At 65.0% G+C, this 20674-nt stretch carries 6 protein-coding genes; 1 reads left to right on the top strand and 5 read right to left on the bottom strand.

Annotated elements, in window-relative coordinates; all coding sequences use genetic code 11:
* On the bottom strand, nt 1-1521 hold a 1521-nt coding region (locus tag IAE39_RS21675; protein ID WP_236548752.1), incomplete at its 3' end, for a condensation domain-containing protein.
* A gap of 1 nt (nt 1522) precedes the next feature.
* Complete coding sequence (locus tag IAE39_RS21680) at nt 1523-15769, bottom strand: non-ribosomal peptide synthase/polyketide synthase (RefSeq protein WP_201206377.1); 14247 nt, start codon at nt 15767-15769, stop codon at nt 1523-1525.
* 184 nt (nt 15770-15953) lie between these two features.
* Between IAE39_RS21680 and IAE39_RS21685 the strand changes: the two genes are divergently transcribed.
* Nucleotides 15954-16907 (top strand): siderophore-interacting protein, encoded by a 954-nt coding sequence (locus tag IAE39_RS21685; RefSeq protein ID WP_201206379.1) that lies wholly within the window; start codon nt 15954-15956, stop codon nt 16905-16907.
* A gap of 157 nt (nt 16908-17064) precedes the next feature.
* Here IAE39_RS21685 and IAE39_RS21690 read toward each other — a convergent pair whose 3' ends face one another.
* The 3 genes from IAE39_RS21690 to IAE39_RS21700 all read right to left on the bottom strand — a co-directional run bounded on the left by IAE39_RS21690 (nt 17065) and on the right by IAE39_RS21700 (nt 20673).
* Nucleotides 17065-18456, bottom strand: a complete 1392-nt coding sequence (locus IAE39_RS21690) for an aspartate aminotransferase family protein (protein WP_201206381.1) — start codon at nt 18454-18456, stop codon at nt 17065-17067.
* Nucleotides 18457-18670: 214 nt separating this feature from the next.
* Nucleotides 18671-19993, bottom strand: a complete 1323-nt coding sequence (locus IAE39_RS21695; RefSeq protein ID WP_201206383.1) for an ATP-binding protein — start codon at nt 19991-19993, stop codon at nt 18671-18673.
* Nucleotides 19990-20673, bottom strand: a complete 684-nt coding sequence (locus IAE39_RS21700) for a response regulator (RefSeq protein ID WP_201206385.1) — start codon at nt 20671-20673, stop codon at nt 19990-19992. Before IAE39_RS21700 ends, IAE39_RS21695 begins: the two co-directional genes overlap by 4 nt.
* Nucleotide 20674: the final 1 nt, after the last annotated feature.

A 20674-nucleotide genomic window follows, 5' to 3' on the forward strand; every position in this document is an offset into this window, starting at 1 on the left:
TTCGACCGGGTAATCGGCCTGGGTGCTGTTCCAGTCGTGGATAACCTGTTGCTGCTGCGCGGCGCTCAACAACGGCAGCTCGGCAATGCGTTGCTGCGGCCGGGCGACGATGGCCGCCAGCAGGTCCTGCCAGTGCCCGGCGAGCTGGGCGATGGTGGCCTCGTCGAACAGCGCAGTGGCGTAGGTCAGCGATACCGCAATGCCAGCCTCGTGCTCCACGGTCTCCAGGGTCAGATCGAACTGCGCAGTGCCGCGCTCCCAGTCCAGGGTCTCGACGGTCAGCCCGGGCAACTGCCGACCCTGCCCGCGCGCTTCGGTCTGGTGGTTGTACATGACCTGGAACAGTGGGCTGTGGCTGAGGCTGCGCTCGGGTTGCAAAGCTTCGACCAGTTGCTCGAACGGCAGGTCCTGATGGGCCTGGGCGCCAGAAACGCGTCGCTGGGTCTGCTCGAGCAGCTCAGTGAAGGTCGTGCCCAGGTCGAATTCGGCCTTGAGTACCTGGGTGTTGACGAAAAAGCCGATCAGGCCTTCGGTCTCGATTCGATTGCGGTTGGCCGTGGGTATGCCGACACGGATATCGTTCTGCCCGCTGTAGCGGTGCAGCAAAGTCTGGTAGCTGGCCAGCAGGAGCATGAACAATGTCACGCCCTGATCACGCGCCAGCTGTTTGAGATCGGCGCACAGTGCATCGTCCAGGGTTATCTCCAGGCTTGCACCTGCCCGGCTCTGCAAAGCCGGGCGCGGATGGTCGATCGGCAGCTCCAGCACCGGCTGTTCACCACCGAGCTCCGCCTCCCAGTACGCCAGCTGACGCTCCAGCTCGCCCGCCTCAAGGCACTGGCGCTGCCAGATGGCATAGTCGGCATACTGGATCGGCAGGTCCGGCAACGACGCCGGCTGGCCGAGGCGATGCCCCTCGTAGCTGCGGATCCACTCGTCCAGCAGTATCGGCATCGACCAGCCATCGGAGACGATATGGTGCATGACCAGGATCAGCACGTTATCGGCCTCGTTCACTTGCAGCAGCCTCACCCGCCACAGGGGCGCCTGCGCCAGGTCGAAGGGCTGACTGCACTCCTGTTCAATACGCAGCCGCAGACGCTCGGCGAAATCAGCATCAGGTGCCTGCGCAAACGGCTCCCGGGCGATAGCTACCCGAACCCCGGGATCAACCACCTGAACGGGCTGGTCGCCATCCCGGGCAAAAGCAGTGCGCAGGCTTTCATGTCGTTGCACCACATCTTCAAGGCTGCGCTGCAACAGCTCAGGGTCCAGTGCCCCCTTGAAGCGCAGGGCCATGCTGATGTTGTAGGCAGCGCTCTGCGGGTCGAACTGCCAGAGAAACCACTGTCGCCGCTGGGCATACGACAGGCCGATGAGGCCCCATTCGTGGCGTATCTGCGGGATCGGCAGCCGAGCGAAGCTCATGCCCTTGGACTGCATCTTTTCAAAGAATTGCTTGCGCTGCTCCAATGGCAGATGCAGGAACCGTTTTACCAGCTCGATGTTCTGGGCCGTCATTTCAAACACTCTCCAGTTCTGCCAGGAAATCACTCAACTCATCGACATCCGCTGCGCTTGCAGGCGCCAGTTCAGCCATCGTCGCCACGTAGTCCGCAAGCCGTCCGGCACTGAACAGGGCCGAAAGCGGCACCTCCAGCCCCAGCAACAACTGCACCCGCTGGGTGGCCTGGACGGCCAGTAGCGAATGCCCGCCCAGCTCGAAGAAGTTGTCGTTGAGGCCGACCCTTTCAAGCTTCAGTACATCGGCCCAGATCGCAGCGACGTGCTGTTCCAGCGGGCTCTGCGGTGCGACGAACAGCTGCTGCAGTTGCGTGACATCAGGGCTGGGCAACGCTCGTCGATCAAGCTTGCCGTTTGCCGTAAGGGGCAGCGTTTCCAGGAATACCTGGTGGGCAGGCACCATATGCTCGGGCAATGTCGCCTTGAGGTGCTCGCGCAGGCTCTCGCGTAACGCTGCCGAGGGCGCTTGGGCAGGGATCAGGTAGGCAACCAGTTGCATACCGCTTGGGCCATCCAGGGCGAGTACCACCGCTTCGCGGACTTGCGAGTGCTCCTGCAGCCTGGCCTCGATTTCGCCCAGTTCGATACGGAAACCGCGGATCTTCACCTGATGATCGACACGACCGACGTACTCGATCGCACCGTGGATGCGATAGCGTGCCAGATCGCTGGTGCGATAGAGGCGACCACCGCCCTGCTCGCTGCCATCGAACGGGTCGGGTACGAACCGCTCCGCCGTAAGCGCCGCACGTCGGTGATAGCCACGGGCAAGGCCTGCCTGACCAACGTGCAGTTCGCCATGACAACCGGGAGCGGCGATATTGAAGTCAGCATCGAGCAGGTACAGCGACTGATCCGGGATCACCTCGCCGATGGGGCTGACGCCATCGCGCTGCAGATCCTCGCGACTCACTGGCCGGTAAGTGACATGCACCGTGGTTTCAGTGATGCCGTACATGTTGATCAAGGTCGGCTGGCTGTCGCCGAAGTGGTTGAACCACGGTGCCAGGCTGCCGACATCCAGTGCTTCGCCGCCGAACACGATGTAGCGCAGCGCAAGCTCGCTCTGGCCCTGCGGACTTGCGCAGGCGTGCGGGATAAGTTGCTTGAATGCCGAAGGTGTCTGGTTGAGCACCGTGACCTGCTCACGGATCAACAGCGCGTGGAAGTCCGCAGGCGATCGGGCCACGTCCTTGGCCACGATCACTGCCTTGGCCCCATGCACCAGCGCCCCAAACAGCTCCCAGACCGAGAAATCGAACGCGTAGGAATGGAAGACGCTCCAGACGTCTTTGCTTTCGAACCGGAACCAGTCCTGGGTTGCCTGGAACAGGCGCACGACGTTGTGATGGGGCAGCAGGGTGCCTTTGGGCTTGCCGGTGGACCCCGAGGTATAGATCACATAAGCCAGGTTTTCCGGTCGTGTGAAATTGACCGGGTTGGCGTCGCTGTAGCCAGGGAATGGCTCCAGGAGCAGCGGATCGACACCCTCAGGTAGCGGCAAGTTGGCGAGCAGATGTGATTGGGTCAGCAACAGCCGAATACCGCTGTCGCTCATCATGTAGGCCAGGCGATCTTCCGGATACTCAGGATCCAGCGGCACATAGGCGCCTCCCGCCTTGAGGATGCCCAGAAGACCGATGACCATTTCCAGGCTGCGATCCACAGCGATCCCCACCAGTACATCCGGGCCCACGCCCTGCTCGCGCAGCCTGTGGGCCAGCTGATTGGCGCGCCGATTGAGCTGGCTGTAGCTGAGTGTCCGCTCGCCCGACACCACGGCAATGGCCTGCGGCGTACGCGCGGCCTGGGCTTCGATCAGTTGGTGAAGACATTGATCGGGATGGTGATTGGCAGGGGCTCGATTCCAGTCCTGGATGATTGTCTGCTGCTCCTGTGCGTCAAGCAGGTTCAGTTGAGCGACCACTTGCTGCGGGTCCTCGACCAGCGCCTCCAGCAACGTGCCAAAGTGGCGAGCGACCTGCGCGATGCTTTCCGGCGTAAAGCACTGCCGGTCGTAGCTGTAATGCACCGACAGCTGCGCACCTGCGCCAATCGCCAGGGTCAGCGGCACGCTCGACTGCTCATGGCCGTGGACGTTGCCGAATTCGAGCCCGGCAGGTGCGCTCTGCTGCAGCGCCTCGCCGACGGGGTAGTTCTCGAACACCAGCAAGGTATCGAACAGCCCTTCCCCACCCGAGCCGGCCCAGCGCTGGATGTCGTACAAGGGGCTGTGCTCGTATTCGCGCAACGCCAGGTTCTGCGCCTGCAATTGCTGCACCCACTCCGCCACCCGCTGCTGCGGACGCGGGCTGGCAGCCACTGGCAGCGTGTTGATGAACAGCCCCAGTTGTTGCTCGACGCCGCGCAGCTCCGCCGGGCGGCCCGACACCGTCGCGCCGAAACTCACGCATGATTGCCCGGTGTAACGCTGTAGCAGCAGCAGCCAGGCCGCCTGCACCAGGGTATTGACGGTCACCCGCTGCTGCCGGGCAAAGCCCGCCAGTGCTTGCGTCTGCCCCTCGCTCAGGTACTGCTGATGTACGCCGTAGCCGGCGCCCAGGCGGCCCTTGTCCTGCCGTATGGCCAGTGCCAGCCGCGTGGGCTCGTTCAGGTCATGCAACTGCTGCTGCCAGAAGGCCTCGCCCTGCAGTGGGTCCTGGCGGTGCAGCCATTCGATATAGTCGCGGTAGCGCCCCGTCAGCCCGGCGTTCGGCAGCCCGGCATAGGTCTGGAGTACCTCACCCAGCAACTGCGCATTGCTCCAGCCATCCATCAGGATGTGATGGCTGGTGAACACCAGGTGGCAGGTGTCTTCGCCGGTGCGGATCACCGCCAGGCGCAGCAGGGGATCATGCTGCAGGTCGAAGCCTTTGCGCAGATCCGCTACGGCCCAGCTGTCCAGGGCCGCGCCCTGCTCGGCAATGCCGGCCCAGTCCAGGTGCGTGAACGGCAGTTCGAGCTGCCTGCGGATCAGCTGCAAAGGGCGCTCGAAGCAGGTCACGTAGTTGGCCCGCAGCACCTCATGGCGATCGACAGCGGCCTGCCAGGCGGCCCTGAAGCGTGGTACGTCGAGCCCTTTTACGTCGACGCGCATCTGGTTGATGTAATGCCCGCCGCCTTGCTCCAGCAGGCTGTGGAACAGCATGCCTTGCTGCATGGGTGCGAGGGGATACAGGTCTTCGATCTGCGCTGCCGGAATCGGCAGGCTGTCCAGCTGGGCCTGGGTCAGCCCGGCCAGCGGCACATCCGAAGGGGTCAGGCCGGCCTGGGTATCCTCCAGGCAATGCTCGACGATCGCCTGCAGTTCGGCGGCGAACTGGTCGGCCAGATGTTGCACGGTAGTACCGTCGAACATGTCGCGGCTGTACGTCCACTCCAGGCTCAGCTCACCACCATAGACCTGGCCATTGATCGACAGCCAGTTGTCCAGCGGCGCCTCGACGCTCTGGCTGGCCCCGCCGCTTTCTTCGGCAGGTACCAGGAATGCCGGGGCGTCGGCATTGGAGGCCGGTGCAAAGCTGCCATCGAACTGCCCGAGGTAGTTGAAGGTGATGCGTGGGCTTGGCAACTGCGCGAGGGCCGCCCGTGCCTGGTCGTCGCCCAGGTAACGCAGGGCACCGTAGCCGATACCTTTGTCCGGGATCGCCCGCAGCTGTTCCTTGATCTGCTTGATCGATGCATCCAGCGTCTGCTGCGGGCTCAACCGCACCGGGAAGACACTGGTGAACCAGCCTACGGTGCGCGTCAGGTCGAGGTTATCGAACAGGTCTTCGCGGCCATGCCCCTCCAGCTGCACGAGTACGTCGCTGCGCTGGGTCCAGCGGGCGATGACGCGGGCCAACGCGGTCAGCAGCAGGTCGTTGACCTGCGTGCGGTAGGCCGCAGGTGCCTGTTGCAGCAATTGCCGGGTACTGGCCGGGTCGAGGCGGGTGCGAGCGCTACCGACATGCCTGGCATGCAACGAGCCAGCAGGGTTGTCACAAGGCAGGTCGGCCTCAACCTGGCCGAGTTGCGCCTGCCAGTATGCCAACTGCGCCTGCAGCGATTCACTGCGGGCGTAGGCCTGCAGGTGGTCGGCCCACGCCTGGGTCGAGCTGGTCCTGGCCGGCAGCTCGAGTGGCTGGCCGGCATGCACCTGGCTGTACGCGGTTTGCAGGTCTTCGAGCAGTACACGCCAGGAGACGCCGTCGACCACCAGGTGATGAATCGCCAGCAACAAGCGCTGGCTGCCGTCCGCCAGGGTCGCCAGCAACGCCCGAAGCAACGGGCCGCGCTGCAGGTCAAGGCTGGCTTGAACCTCATCGCACAAGGCTTCGAGGGCCTCGGCATCGGCCACAGTGGCCTCGCGTAGCAGGCCTTGCTGAGGCGCTGGCGAACCGTAGTGAGCCGTCCACTCGCCCCCGGCACAGTCAAAGCGCAGGCGCAAAGCGTCATGGTGCAGCACCAGGGCCTGTAGCGCCTGTTCCAGTGCCCGGCTGTCGAGCGCCTGGCCGGCCTTGAGCAACAGCGCCTGGTTCCAGTGATGACGCTGGGCAATGTCCTGTTCGAGGAACGATTGCTGGATCGGCAGCAACAGGGTCTGGCCAGTGGCAGCCTTCTGCTCGATCAGCAGACCGCCTTCGTCACCTTGCCTGGCAACCGAGGCCAGCCCTTGGACGGTCTGGTGCTGGAACAGCTCTTTGGGGGTGAAACGAATACCTGCCTGGCGCGCGCGGCTGACCACCTGGATCGAGATGATCGAATCGCCACCCAGTTCGAAGAAGTTGTCGGCCAGCCCCACCTTGTCGACTTTCAGCACATCCGCCCAGATTCCGGCGATGGTCTGCTCCAGCACGTTTCGCGGTGCGACGTAAGCCTGCTGCAGTTGACTGACATCGGGCTTGGGCAAGGCCTTGCGGTCCAGCTTGCCGTTGGGTGTGAGCGGCAACTTGTCGAGGAACACCAGGTGGGTAGGCACCATGTAGTCCGGCAGGGTTGCCTTGAGGTGATCACGCAACTGGCTGCGCAGCAGGGTTTGCCCCTGCAGGTCATCGGCTTGTGCCTCCCCGCTGACCAGGTACGCGGCCAGTTGTTTGCCGCCAGGGCCCTGAATGTCGATGACCACGCTTTCGCGTACTGCCGGGTGATCCTGCAACCGCGCCTCGATCTCGCCAAGCTCGATTCGGAAGCCGCGAATCTTCACCTGATGGTCGATCCGCCCCAGGTAGTCGACCACGCCGTCGGCCCTGCTACGCGTCAGGTCACCGCTGCGGTACACGCGCTCGCCGTTGGCGGCGAACGGGTCGGGGACGAAGCGCTCGGCGGTCAGGCCTGGGCGATCGAGATAGCCGCGCGCCACGCACAGCCCGCCGAGGTACAGCTCGCCACTGTGACCCAACGGCACCAGATTGAGGCTGGCATCGAGGACATAACTGCGGCGGCGCCCGACCAGGCGCCCGATAGGCGCGTAGGCCGCGCCGCAGGCATCGCCCGGGGAGGCCCGCCAGAGCAACGGTGTGACCACGGTCTCGGTCGGCCCGTAGCCGTTGAAGATGTATTGCGGGCGCAGGGCCTGCCAGGCCAGCTCGTAGCCGGCTTGCGGCACCGCATCACCGCCAAAGCAGTAGATGCGCACCGGAGGCGGGTTGCCCACGCGCAGGGCATGCTCGGCCAGCTGTTGCAGGTAGACAGGCGGGAACACCGCAATGGTCACGCCATGCCGGTGCATCTCGGCGTAGGCCTGCTCGGGCAGCCACAGGCTGTCGTCGCGTACCAGAACACTGGCGCCGTTGATCAGCAGATGCATCCAGGCCTCATGCGCGCCATCGAAGGCGAACGACATGAAGTGCAGCTCGCAGTCCTGCGGGCCGGTTTCGTAGCGTTCACCGTTGGCCAGGATGTGCGAGGCCAGTGGCCCATGTGCCACCGCAACGCCCTTGGGCATGCCGGTCGAGCCAGAGGTGTAGATCACATAGGCAAGGTTGTGTTTGTCCAGCGCCACTTCGGGTGCCGAGTCCGGGCCTTGCTGCCAGGCGGCCGGCAGGTCCACTGCCAGCATCGGCAGGCCTTGGGGGATTGGCAGGGTATCCAGCACATCGCTCTGGGTCAGCACCAATGCTGCGGCGCAATCCTGCATCATGTAGCGCAGGCGGTCCTGCGGATAGGCGATGTCCAGCGGCACATACACGCCACCGGCCTTGAGCACCGCCATGAACGCTACCATGATGTCGGTGGAGCGACGCATGGCAATGACAACCCTGACTTCAGGGCCGACACCTTGCTCGATCAGGTGGTGCGCCAGGCAGTTGGCCTGCGCGTCGAGCTGGCGGTAGCTCAGGCGCTGGTCGTCGAAGCGAATGGCGATGGCGTCGGGAGTGCGGACGACCTGGTCAGCAAACAGTTGATGGACGAAACGCTCGTCCGGGTAGTCGTCGCCGGCCTGGTCCCAGGTCGCCAACAGCTGCTCGCGCTCTTCGCCACCCAGCATCGCCAGTTCGGCAACACGCTGGTGCGGTTGACGCACGATTTCAGCCAGCAGGTTGCACCAGTGCCGGGCCAGTGCCTCGATGCGCGGGCGGTCGAACAGCGAAGTGGCGTACACCAGCGAGGCGCCCAGACCTTCTGCGTGCTCGAAGGTGTCCAGGGTCAGATCGAACTGTGCGGTATAGCGTTCCCAGGCCAGGCCTTGAACTTCCAGCCCCGGAAGGCTACGGGTCTGCCCGCGAAGCTCGGTCTGGTGGTTGTACAGCGCCTGGAACAGCGGGCTGTGGCTAAGGCTGCGCTCTGGGTGCAGCGCCTCGACCAACTGCTCGAATGGCAGGTCCTGATGCGCCTGGGCCGCCAAGGCGGCCTGGCGGGTCTGTTCGAGCAACTGGCTGAAGGTGGTGTTCAGGTCGAAATCGGCCTTGAGCACCTGGGTATTGACGAAGAAGCCGATCAGGCGCTCGGTTTCCAGGCGATTGCGGTTGGCGATCGGCACCCCGACGCGAATGTCGTCCTGCCCCGAATAGCGGTGCAAAAGGGTCTGGAAGCTGGCCAGCAGCAGCATGAACAGGCTGACGCCCTGCTGCTGGGCCAATGCCTTGAGTGCCCGTACAAGGTCGCGATCCAGGTCGATGGCAATACTGGCACCGGCAAAGTCCTGGTTAGCCGGCCGCGGGCGATCGGCAGGCAGTTCAAGCACCGGCTGCTGGTCGCCCAGCTGGGCCTTCCAGTAGGCGAGTTGGCGTTCGCGCTCACCGGCTTCCATCCACTGCCGCTGCCAGACGGCGTAGTCGGCGTACTGCACGGGCAGTTCAGGCAGCTCGACCGCATGCCCGCTGCGCAGGCCTTGGTAAATCTGCACCAGCTCATCGACCATCACCGGCATCGACCAGCCATCGGAAACGATATGGTGCAAGGTCAGGATCAGGACATGGTCATCCTCGGCCACACGCAACAGCTTCACCCGCAGCAGCGGCCCGTGCTCCAGGTCGAACGGGCATTGCGTTTCGACCTCGACCAGGTGCTTGAGCAGCGCCTGTTCGTCCTCCTCGCCAAGCTCGACCACCTCGCATACCAGGCTGAACGGCTGCGCTGGATGCACTACCTGCAGGGCTTGGTCGCCTTCCTGGCGGAAAGTGGTACGCAAGGTCTCATGCCGCGCGATCAGCGCTTCGAAACTCAAACGCAGCGCTTCGACCTGCAGATCGCCTTGCATTCGCAGCACCGAGGCCATGTTGTAGGCGGTACTTTCAGGTGCCATCTGCCAGAAGAACCACTGTCGCTGCTGGGCGTAGGACAACGCCAGCGGTTTCGTGCGGTCGACCGCCTGCAACGCCGGGGCAGGCGCGTCCGTGCCCTGCCCTGTCAAAGCGACGAAATCAGCAAGCACCGGGGCTTCGAACAGTGTACGCAGGGGTATTTCCAGGCCCAGGACCTGGCGGATACGCGAGGTGACCTGAGTGGCCAGCAACGAATGGCCGCCCAGCTCGAAGAAGTGATCGGTCAGGCCGATCCGCTCAACCTTGAGCACCTGCGCCCAGATGGCCGCGATCTGTATTTCGCGTTCGCTGCTGGCGGGCACATAGGCAGGCTGGTCGAGGCTCAGGTCGGGCCTTGGCAGGGCCTTGCGGTCCAGCTTGCCGTTTGGCGTCAGCGGCAATTGGCCGAGGAACATCACATGTGCTGGAACCATGTAGTCCGGCAACGCGGCCTTGAGGTGGCTTGCCAGGTCCTGGCGCAGCACATCCTGCTGCACCGGGCCTGCCTCGATCACAAGGTAGGCAACCAGTTGCTTGCCGGTGGGCCCGTCAATGTCGATCACTTGCGCTTCGCGCACCTGGGCATGCTCTTGCAACCGCGCTTCGATCTCGCCCAGTTCGATACGCAGGCCGCGGATCTTGACTTGATGGTCGATGCGGCCGACATAGTCAATGATGCCATCGGCACGGTAGCTCGCCAGGTCGCCGGTACGATACAGACGCCCGCCACCGACCGGGTCGAACGGGTCAGGAATGAAACGCTCGGCGGTTAACGCCGGGCGGTTGAAGTATCCGCGGGCGAGGCAACCAAGGCCGCCGATCAGCAGCTCGTTCACCCAGCCGGCCGGGGCCAGGGCCAGGCCATCGTCACAGACGTACGTCACCCTGCCGCCCACCGCCCGACCAATGGGCACGATGGCCTTGCCACCCGCGCCAGGCTGCAAGCCTGCACAATCCTGCACAGTGGTGACCACGGTGGCTTCGGTCGGCCCATAGGTATTGAGCAAGCGCGCCTGCTGCAGGCCGCTGGCATACCAGTCGCCCAGGCTTTCCATCGGCATGGCTTCGCCGCCCACATGCACCTGGCGCAGTGTCGCACAGGCGCCGGCTGGCAGTTTTTCCGCAGCCAGCATTCGCCAGTAGGCGGTGGTCAGGTCGGCCACCGTGATGCCGTGGGTGACGATCGCTTGCTTGAGGGTTTCGATGTCCCACATCTGCGGCCCGCGCATGACGACCCGGGCACCGCAGCACAAGGCTGGGTAAAGCTGTTCCACGAAGCCGTCGAAGTTGACCGTGGCGAACTGCAGCACCCGGTCACTGGCGTCCAGCCGCGAATAGTCAGCCGCCACGCCGCAGAACACCGACAGTTGACGATGAGCGACTGCCACCCCTTTGGGCTTGCCGGTGGACCCGGAGGTGTAGATCACGTAGGCCAGGTTGTCGGCAACGGTCAGGCTCACCGGGTTGGCCGAGCTGTAGTTGCCCAGCCATTGTTCGTCCGCCTGCATTTCCAGGCGGATTACCGCTGGCGAAACCGGCAGGGCCGTTGCCAGCTGGGGCTGGGTCAGAAGCAGGTGAATACCGCTGTCCTGCATCATGAAGCGCAAGCGTTCCTGCGGGTACTGCGGGTCGAGCGGCACATAGGCACCGCCTGCCTTGAGGATGCCCAGCAGCCCGACCACCATATCCAGGCTGCGCTCCACGGCGATGCCGACACGCACATCCGGCCCTACGCCAAGTTCGCGCAGTTTGTGGGCCAGCTGGTTGGCGCGACAGTTGAGTGCCTGGTAGGTCAGCGCCTGCTGATCGAGCACCAGCGCCGTGGCCTGTGGCGTGTGCAGGGCTTGCGCCTCGAACAGCTGATGCACACCGAGGTCTTCGGCAAAACGCAGAGACGCCTGGTCGGCCTCAAGGGCCAGTTTTTGCTGCGCGGCCGTGAGCAGTGGCAGCTCGGCAACCGGCAGTGCAGACCCGCTGACCAGCGCACCCAGCAGGTTGACCCAGACCGATGCCAGGCGCTCGATACGCCCCACGTCGAACAGGTCCGATGCATAGCCGAAGGAGGCGATCACGCCGTCGCTGCGTTCGAGGGTGTCGAGCGACAGGTCGAACTGCGTGGTGTGCTCGACCAGGTCGACCTCGGCGACATTCAGGCCGTGCACACTGTCGCCGGAAACTCGCTCGCCAACACCACTCAAATGGTTGTACATGACCTGGAACAGTGGGTTGTGGCCCAACCCGCGCTCAGGCTTCAGCTCTTCCACCAGCACATCGAAGGGGATGTCCTTGTTCGCCTGCGCCTGCAGGGTAGTCTCCTTGACCGCCAGCAACAAGTTTCCGAACGACTGCAACGGGTCGACCGCCACGCGAGCGACCAGGGTGTTGACGAAGAAGCCGATCAGCCCTTCCAGCTCCAGGCGATTGCGGTTGGTTACCGGGATACCGATGTTGAGTGTTTCGCGCCCGCTGTAGCGCGACAGCAGCAGTGCGAACGAGGCCAGGAACACGTGGAACAGCGTGGCATTGGCAGCAACCGCCAGGCGCTGCAGGTCGGCCGTGAGCGCGGCAGGCAGCAGCACATCCACGCGTCCCCCGCGGTAGCTTTGCACCTGAGGGCGGATGCGGTCGGCAGGCAGCTCGAGGACGGCGAAGTCGTCCTCCAGCGCGGTTTTCCAGAATGCCAGCTGAGCTTGCAGCTCGCCGCTGGCCAGGCGTTCGCGCTGCCAGGCGGCGTAATCGGCGTATTGCACCGCCAGCGCCTGGCGTTCGAGTGGCTGCCCACTGGCATGCGCGTTGTAGGCGGCCACCAGCTCGCGAACCATGACGCTCATGGACCAGCCGTCTGAGACGATGTGGTGCAACAGCACGGTCAGCACCTGCTCTTGCGGGCCCGTCTGGAACAACTTGACCCGGATCAGCGGCCCCTGCTCAAGATTGAACGGGGTGAGCGCTTCTTCCTGGATGCGCTGCTGCAACGCCGGGCCAGGGTCTGCGCCGAGGTCATGATATTCGATGGCCGGCGACGCTTCAGGCAGTATGCGCTGCAGAGGGATGCCATCATGTTCTTCGAACACCGTGCGCAGGGATTCGTGGCGCATCACCAGCGCATCGAACGCGGCCTGCAAGGCGCCCCGGTCTACCTCGCCCTGCAAGCGGATGGCCAAGGGCGTGTTATAGGCGGTGCTCTGCGGGTGCAGCTTCCAGAACATCCACTGGCGATACTGGGAATGTGAAACCGGCAACGGCAGCGCCCGTTCCAGGGTCTGGATCTCGCCCCCGGCGACCTGCTCCAGCCCCTGTACGGCCTCGACGAACGCGCACAGGTCGGCAGTGTCGAACAGCACCCGCAACGCCACGTCCAGGCGCAACTGCTGGCGCACCCGCGAAACCACCTGGGTGGCCAGCAACGAGTGCCCACCCAGGGCGAAGAAGTTGTCGTCGAGGCCGACCTGGGTTTGTTGCAGCACGTCGGCCCAGATGGCCGCGACCTGTGCCTGCAGCGGTGTCTCGGGTGCCCGGTAAAGGGTCGTGACAGCGACCGGCTCGGGCAATGCCTTGACGTCGACCTTGCCGTTGACGGTGACCGGCAGGCGCTCCAGCAACATCAGGTACTGTGGCACCAGATGCTCAGGCAGGGCCAGCTTCAGGGCGGCCCGGATGCCGTCGACAACGGCCTGACGGGTCTCTTCCAGTGCTGCCCACTGTTGTGGGACCAGGTAGGCAGCCAGCTGCCGATCGGCGCCTTCGCCCACAACCCGCACAATGGCGCTTTCAATCCCCGGCAACTGCCGCAGGCAGCTATCGACCTCGGCCAGCTCGACGCGGTAGCCGCGGATCTTTACCTGGCCATCGATACGCCCGGCAAAAACACGTTCACCGTCAGCGTTCAGGCGCACCCAGTCACCGGTACGGTACATCCTCGCCCCTTCGCTACCGCCCGGGTCGGGCACAAAGCGCTCGGCGGTCAGCGCCGCCTGGCCCAGGTAACCACGGGCAAGCCCGGCACCGGTGATGTAGAGCTCGCCCCTGGCCGTGCCGGGTACCGGCTGCAGGCAGCTGTCCAGCACATGGGCACGCAGGTTGTGCAGCGGCTGGCCGAGCAGCGGCAGGTCCTGCAGGGTATGGGTAAGGACGCCGACCGTGGTTTCGGTGGGGCCATAGTGGTTGATCACATCGAGACCAGGCGCCAACGCCTTGATCCGCCCCAGCAGCGCCATGCTACAGGCCTCGCCCCCTACCACCAGGCAGCGCCGTGGCAACGCTGCGGCGCCTGCCGCCAGCATCGCCTGCAAGTGCGACGGTACGATCTTCAGTGCGTCGATGGCATGCGTTTGCAGGTAGGCGGCGAACACATCGGCATCAAGCACGGTCTCCTTGTGCAGCATGTGCAGGGTCTTGCCGTGGCACAACGCACCGAACAGCATGGTGTGGCCAAGGTCGGCGGCCGGCGTGGTGACCATCGCCAGGCTGGCGATCTCGTCCATTGGCAGGCGCTGGCTGACGCCACGCACGTAATTGACCAGCGCGCCATGGCTGACGGCTACGCCCTTGGGCTTGCCAGTGGTGCCGGAGGTGTAGATGACATACGCCAGGTTGTCGGCATGCACCGCCACCTTGGGTGTCGAAGCCAAGGACAGGTCACCTTTCACGTCGATCGCAGCGACGCCGTGCGGCAGGCTGATCTGCCCCGCCCTGCCCAGCACCCACTGGACCTCGCTGTCGGCCAGCATGAAGTCCAGGCGCGACTGCGGCTGGTCCGGGTCCAGCGGTAGGTAGGCGGCACCGGCCTTGAGCACGGCCAGGATGCCGACGAGCATCTCGCAGGAGCGGTCCGCTACCACGCCGACCCGCTGGTCCACTTGCACGCCACGCTCGAGCAGCATCTGGGCCAGGGCATTCGAACGCGCCTGCAAGGCAGCATGGCTTATCTGACCAGCATCGCCGCTCGCGGCCAGACCCAGCGGGTTGGAGTTGGCGGCCGCTTCGATCAGGTGATGAATGCACAGGCCGGGCTCCACCGCGCCGGCAGCCTCCTGCTGCGCCTGCCCCGCCCGGGGCGGCAAAGGCAATTCGCCGATCGCAGTGGCAGAAGCCTCGCTCAGCCCGTCAAGCAACCGCAGCCAGTCCTCGCTGAAAGCAATGATCGTGGCCTCTTCGAAGACATCCAGGGCATAGGTGAACACCGCGTGCAGTCGCCCGGCGCTTTCGTAGGTGTCCAGGGCAAGGTCGAAGCGAGCGCTGTGTTTGTCCAGGGCGACCTTTTGCAGTGTCAGCCCACTGCCAAGACGGACCTGACCCGCATCGGCGATGGCTGCCTGGTGGTTGAACAGCACCTGGAACAGCGGGCTGTGCGCGCTGCTGCGATCGAGTTCAAGCGCCTCGACCAGGCGCTCGAACGGCAGGTCCTGGTGCGCCTGGGCGCCCAAGGCGGTGTCCTTGACCCGGTCGAGCAGCTGCCCCACATTCATGAGCGGGTCGATATCGGTATGCAGCACCTGGGTATTGATGAAGCAGCCGATCAAGCCCTCGACTTCGGTGCGGTGGCGGTTGGCAACCGGCACACCAACTCGAATCGCGCGCTGGCCACTGTAACGTTGCAGCAGCAGCTTGAACGATGCCAGCAGCACCATGAACAGGGTGACCCCCTGGCTATTGGCCAAGGCCCTGAGCCGCTCGGCAAGCGCCGGGTCGACCTGCATTTCGCGCCGCGCGCCGCGGTGGCTCGGCGCACCGACACGTGGATGATCGAACGGCAGTTCCAGTACGGCATGATCATCGCCCAGCTTGTCGCGCCAATACTTCAGCTGGCGTTCCTGCTCACCGGCTTCCAGCCAGCTGCGTTGCCATAGCGCATAGTCGCGGTACTGGATGGGCAGCGCCGCCAGGGTCGCTTCGCGGCCCTCGCAGGCGGCATCGTACAAACGCACAAACTCGTCGATCAGCACGTTCAACGACCAGCCGTCGGCAACGATGTGGTGCAGGGTAAGCAGCAGCACGTGTTCGTCGGCGGCCAGTTGCAGCAGATTCACGCGCAGCAGCGGCCCTTGCAGCAAGTTGAACGGTGCCTGAGCCTCGGCTTCGGCCAACGCGGCGACGCGGGCCTCGCGCTGCGCCGCCGCCAAGGTTGTAAGGTCATGCTCGACGATGTCGACCGCCCGCGCAGCGAGGACGTCCTGATACAAATGCTCACCCTGGGCACGCAGGCGCGTACGCAGGCTCTCGTGACGTGCAATCAGGCGATCGAATGCCTGCTGCAGCGCGGAGCGGGCGAGCTGGCCCTTCAGGCGCACCGCCATGGGCAGGTTGTAGGCAGCGCCCTGCGGGTCCAGTTGCCAGAGAAACGACATGCGCCGCTGGGCGTAAGACAAGCCATCACGGTCATCGCAAGCAACATCGGCAGGGATCGGAAACAAGGAGAAGTCGACGCCCTCTGCCTGTAGCCCAGCCAGGAACAAACGGCGTTTTTCCGGCGGCAGTTCAATAAAGCGGCGAGCGAGTTTCAACGAGTTTTCGGCATTCATGCGATGCGTCCTTAGCGATAGGAAGCGGGACCACAGGGCCCAGTCATCCCTCAAAGACGAAACAGCCGCGAGCTGATTTAGCCAAAGCCCGGGCCACCGACCATGGCCCTGGCTGCGCGATTAAATCGCCGCACGAGCGACTCGTCTGAACGTCATACCCATCTTCCAGAAGGCGGCCCTCCCGATGCTCACCACCCTGGCCAACAACCTGCGCAAGCGGGTCACTCAAGCACTCCCCGGCAAGCAACCCGCGTATCGGATCTTCGATCTTCAGCTGAAGCGGCGGATCGCGCTCAGCCCCTCGCTGACACGCCTGGTATTCAGCGGGCCGGAGGTCGCCGAAATGACCACCCTGGCGCCGGACCAGCGCGTCAAACTGCTGTTTCCTGCGCCCGATGGCACGCTGCCCAACCTGGCCAACGACCTGCACTGGAAAGCCGCGCACAACGCCCTGCCGCCCGCCCAGCGCCCGCCGATGCGCACCTACACCATCCGCGCCCTGCGCCCCGAGGCACTGGAGGTGGACATCGACTTCGTGCTGCACGGTGTCAACGGCCCCGCTTCGGCCTGGGCTACCCACGCCCAGGTGGGAGACCGCCTGCAGATGGTTGCACCGAACCTGGCCTATACAGGCGACCCCGGCGGTTATGAATGGAAGCCGCCGCAAGCGGTGCGCAACGTGCTGCTGGTCGGTGACGAAACGGCGCTGCCGGCCATTGCCGGCATTCTTGAGCAATTGGCCGACAACCAGCCGGAGCTTGCAGTGCAGGCATTCATCGAGGTGCCGCTGGAAGCTGACTGCCTGGACCTGCGCCATGCTGAGGCTGCCAAGGTGCATTGGCTGCCACGGAAAACGCTTAATTGCGCCCATGGCCAGGCCATGCAGCATGCGGTGCGCGAGCTGGCCAGCCTGCCACAGGGGCATGCTGCGCCCAGGGCGAAGCTGGAGGATGTGGATATCGACAAGCGCATCCTGTGGGAGCAGGCGAGCAGCGCCAGCAGTGCGTTCCATGCCTGGGTCGCGGGGGAATCGGCGACGGTGATGGAGATACGTCGCTACCTGATCAAGGAGCGCGGGTTGCAACGTGATTGCCTGACCTTGATGGGGTATTGGCGGGCTGGGCGGACCTTTGACTGACCTGGGATAACCGGGTGGTAGAGGGAGGAATTGTGGGAGCGGGTTCACCCGCGAAGAATCCAGCACGGTGCATGGCACCGGCTGCGCCGGTGTTCGCGGCTAAAGCCGCTCCTACAGGGGATAGCGTACCGTCTGTAGGAGCGGCCCCGGCGATCGGTCAGACTGCCGCGATCAACGCCTCGGCAAAGCGCTGCGCCACGTCATCGATCTGCTCGCCGCTGATGATCAACGGCGGCAGGAAGCGCACCACCGCGCCATGCCGCCCGCCCAGCTCCAGGATCAACCCGCGCTTCAGGCACTCACGCTGCACCTTGGCCGCCAGCTCACGGTTGGCAACCGGGTGGCCCAAGGCATCCCGCTTGCCCTGCGGGTCCACCAGCTCCACCCCGAGCATCAAACCACGCCCGCGCACATCACCCAACTGCGGATAATCGCGCTGCAACTGCAACAGGTGCTGACGCAAGCGCAACCCCATGGCCTCGGCATGCTCGGCCAGCCGGTGTTCGACCAGATAGTTGATCACCGCCGAACCCGCGGCCATGGCCATCTGGTTGCCACGGAAGGTACCGGCATGCGCGCCTGGCTTCCAGGTGTCCAGCCAGTCGCGATAGACCACCACCGCCAGCGGCAGGCTGCCGCCAATGGCCTTGGACAAGGTGACCACATCGGGCACGATGCCGGCATGCTCGAAAGCGAACATGCGCCCGGTGCGGGCGAAGCCGCTCTGGATCTCATCGATGATCAAGGCCACGCCGGCCTGTTCGGTGATGCGGCGCACCCCCTTGAGCCACTCGATGTCGGCCGGGATCACCCCGCCCTCGCCCTGCACCACTTCCAGGATCACCGCCGCCGGCAGCGGTACGCCGCTTTCCGGGTCGAGCAGCAGGTTTTCCAGGTAATGCAGGTTGGCCTTGACCCCGGCTTCGCCACCCAGGCCGAACGGGCAGCGGTAGTCATACGGGTACGGCATGAACTGCACACCGTTGCTCAGCAGCGCGCCCAGCGGCTGCTTGGGGCCATGGCTGCCCATCAGGCTCAAGGCGCCCTGGCTCATGCCGTGGTAGGCGCCCTGGAAGGCCAGCACGGTGCTGCGCCCGGTGGCGCCACGCACCAGCTTGAGCGCCGCTTCCACCGCGTCGGTGCCGGTCGGGCCGCAGAACTGCACCTTGGCCTCGCGGCGCAGGGCTTCGGGCAAAATGCCGAACAGGTCCTGCACGAAGCGGTCCTTGACCGGCGTGGTCAGGTCCAGGGTGTGCAATGGCAGCTCATCAGCCAGCACACGCTGGATCGCCTCGATCACCACCGGGTGGTTGTGGCCCAGCGCCAGGGTGCCGGCGCCGGCCAGGCAGTCGATGAACTGGCGGCCCTCGACATCCTCCACGTGGATGCCGCGGGCGCGCTTGAGCGCCAGCGGGATGCGCCGTGGGTAGCTGCGGGCGTTGGATTCCTGTTGCTGCTGGCGTTGCAGCAACGGCGAATCGGTGAATTCGTACAAGGCCTGCGGCGCACTGGCCGGCAGGGCCTGGGCAAGGCTGGAAGCGGTGGACATGGGTGAATCCTCGCAAGCAAGCGTATGGGCGGTTGTCGCTTGGAAAACGCTTGAGTGCGGGGAGGATTTAGCGGTTGTTACTGGATTTTACTTTGCCTGCGCCGGCCTCTTCGCGGGTAAACCCGCTCCCACAGGTTTTCTACAGGCCGCATGCAGGGTGCGGGCCCTGTGGGAGCGGGTTCACCCGCGAAGAGGCCGGCACAGGCAATAAAGATCAATGCCCAGGACGCGCCGGCACCTGCAACAACACCCGCAACCCGTCGCTACGGCTGTCGAACCGCAGGGTACCTGCGCAACGCTGCACGATCGCCTGCACTATCGCCAGCCCCAACCCGCAACCACCGCTCTGCCCATTGCGCCAGAAACGCTCGGTCAAATGCTCAAGGTCGGCCTCGGCAATCCCCGGCCCATGGTCGCGCACCATGAACCCTACCTGCCCGTTGGCCATCTGCACTTCCAGTTCCACCGCCTGATCGCCGCCATGGCGCAGGGCGTTGTCCAGCAGGTTACGCAGCGCTGCCACTGCCAGCGGCGCCGGCATGCCCAGGTAGATCTGTGTAGCCTCTTCAGGCAAGCGCAGCACGATGCGCCGGTTGTCGCCGCCACCGGCATCCTGCACCGCCTGGCGGGCCACCTGCTCGGCGCTGCACTGCACACCGTCCTCGAACGACAGGCTGCCTTCGACCCGCGCCAGCATCAGCAACTGCTCCAGCGTGCGGTGCATGCGGTCGGCGCCCTGCTCGGCATGCTCCAGCGCCTGCTCGCGTACGGTGCCATCGGTCATGCGCGCGACCTGCAGGTGGGTCTTGATCGCGGTCAGCGGGCTGCGCAGCTCGTGCGCGGCGTCGTCGGTCAGGCGCCGCTCACGCTCGAGGGCCTGGGCAATGCGCAGGAACAGCTGGTTCTGGGTGTCCAGCAATGGCTGCAACTCGCTGGGCAGGCCCGCCACCTGCAACGGCTCGACGCTGTCCGCGCGCCTGCGGCGTAGCGCATCGCGCATGCGGTTCAGCGGTTCCAGGCCCTTGCCTAGGCCGATCCACAACAGCCCCAGGCTGCCCAGCAGGGCCATCAGCACTGGCGCCGAAGCGGCCAGCAGGATCGACTGGTTCAGCGCCTCGCGCTCCATGTGCCGGTCGGCCGTGGTAATGCGCACATCGCCATGGTTGTAGGTGAAGGTGCGCCACAGGGCATCGTCGATGGTCTGGTCGCGGAAGCCGCTGCGCTCGTCGTCCATGGCGCCATCGTGCTTGTGGTTGCTGGCGAGGATCTCGCCACGCAGCGAACTGACCTGGCAGGCCATGCCATCCGGTACGCTGAACTGGTCGGCGGAAAAATGCGCCTCGCCGCCTTTGGCGGTCAACGGCTGCGGCAGCTGGTCGATCAGCCCGGCGACCATGCGCGCCGACGCCACCAGGCGCTGGTCGAGGGAAAACATCATCTGCTGGCGCAGGTCACGCAGCATCCAGGCGGCAGCCAGCGCCCAGATGATCACAAAGGCACTGCCAAGGATCAGGCTCAGGCGTACCCGCAGGCTCATGATGCGGCCTCTTCCGGTGCCTGCGCCGGGCCCAGGCGGTAGCCCAGGCCGCGCACGGTCTCGACGATACCGTTGCCGAGCTTGCGCCGCAGGTGGTGGATATGCACATTCAGGGCGTTGCTCTCGACTTCGTCGCTGAAGCCGTACACGCAGTCTTTCAGTTGCTCGCTGGACAGCACCCGCCCGGGGTTCTGCAGCAGCGCCTGCAGCAGCGCCTGTTCACGGCGGGACAGGTCGACGTGCTGGCCGGCCAGGGTGGCCTCACAGCTGCTCGGGTCGTAGCGTAGCGGGCCGTGCACGATCACATTCACCGCCCGCCCGGCCACCCGCCGCAGCAGGGTATGCAGCCGCGCAGCCAGTTCGCGCAGGTCGAAGGGCTTGAGCAGGTAGTCGTCTGCACCGGCCTGCAGGCCATCGACGCGGTCGGTGACGGCATCGCGGGCAGTGAGCACCAGCACCGGCAGGGTCTCGCCTTTTTCGCGCAGGCGGCGCAGCAGCTTGAGGCCGTCTTCGTCAGGCAGGCCGAGGTCGAGAATCATCACGTCGAACTGCGCAGCCTGCAGCATCGCCCGTGCAGCCGCGGCGTTGCCCACCCGGTCCACGGTCAGGCCCTGGGCGGTAAGGCCGGCGCAGATGCCGGCAGCGATCAGGTCGTCGTCCTCGCAGAGAAGAACGTGCATG

This window comes from Pseudomonas sp. S37 (assembly GCF_016658545.1).
Taxonomy (GTDB): domain Bacteria; phylum Pseudomonadota; class Gammaproteobacteria; order Pseudomonadales; family Pseudomonadaceae; genus Aquipseudomonas.

Coding starts and splice junctions, on each gene's coding strand:
- IAE39_RS21680 (WP_201206377.1), bottom strand. CDS start 15,769: ATGAATGCCGAAAACTCGTTGAAACTCGCTCGCCGCTTTATTGAACTG.
- IAE39_RS21685 (WP_201206379.1), top strand. CDS start 15,954: ATGCTCACCACCCTGGCCAACAACCTGCGCAAGCGGGTCACTCAAGCA.
- IAE39_RS21690 (WP_201206381.1), bottom strand. CDS start 18,456: ATGTCCACCGCTTCCAGCCTTGCCCAGGCCCTGCCGGCCAGTGCGCCG.
- IAE39_RS21695 (WP_201206383.1), bottom strand. CDS start 19,993: ATGAGCCTGCGGGTACGCCTGAGCCTGATCCTTGGCAGTGCCTTTGTG.
- IAE39_RS21700 (WP_201206385.1), bottom strand. CDS start 20,673: ATGCACGTTCTTCTCTGCGAGGACGACGACCTGATCGCTGCCGGCATC.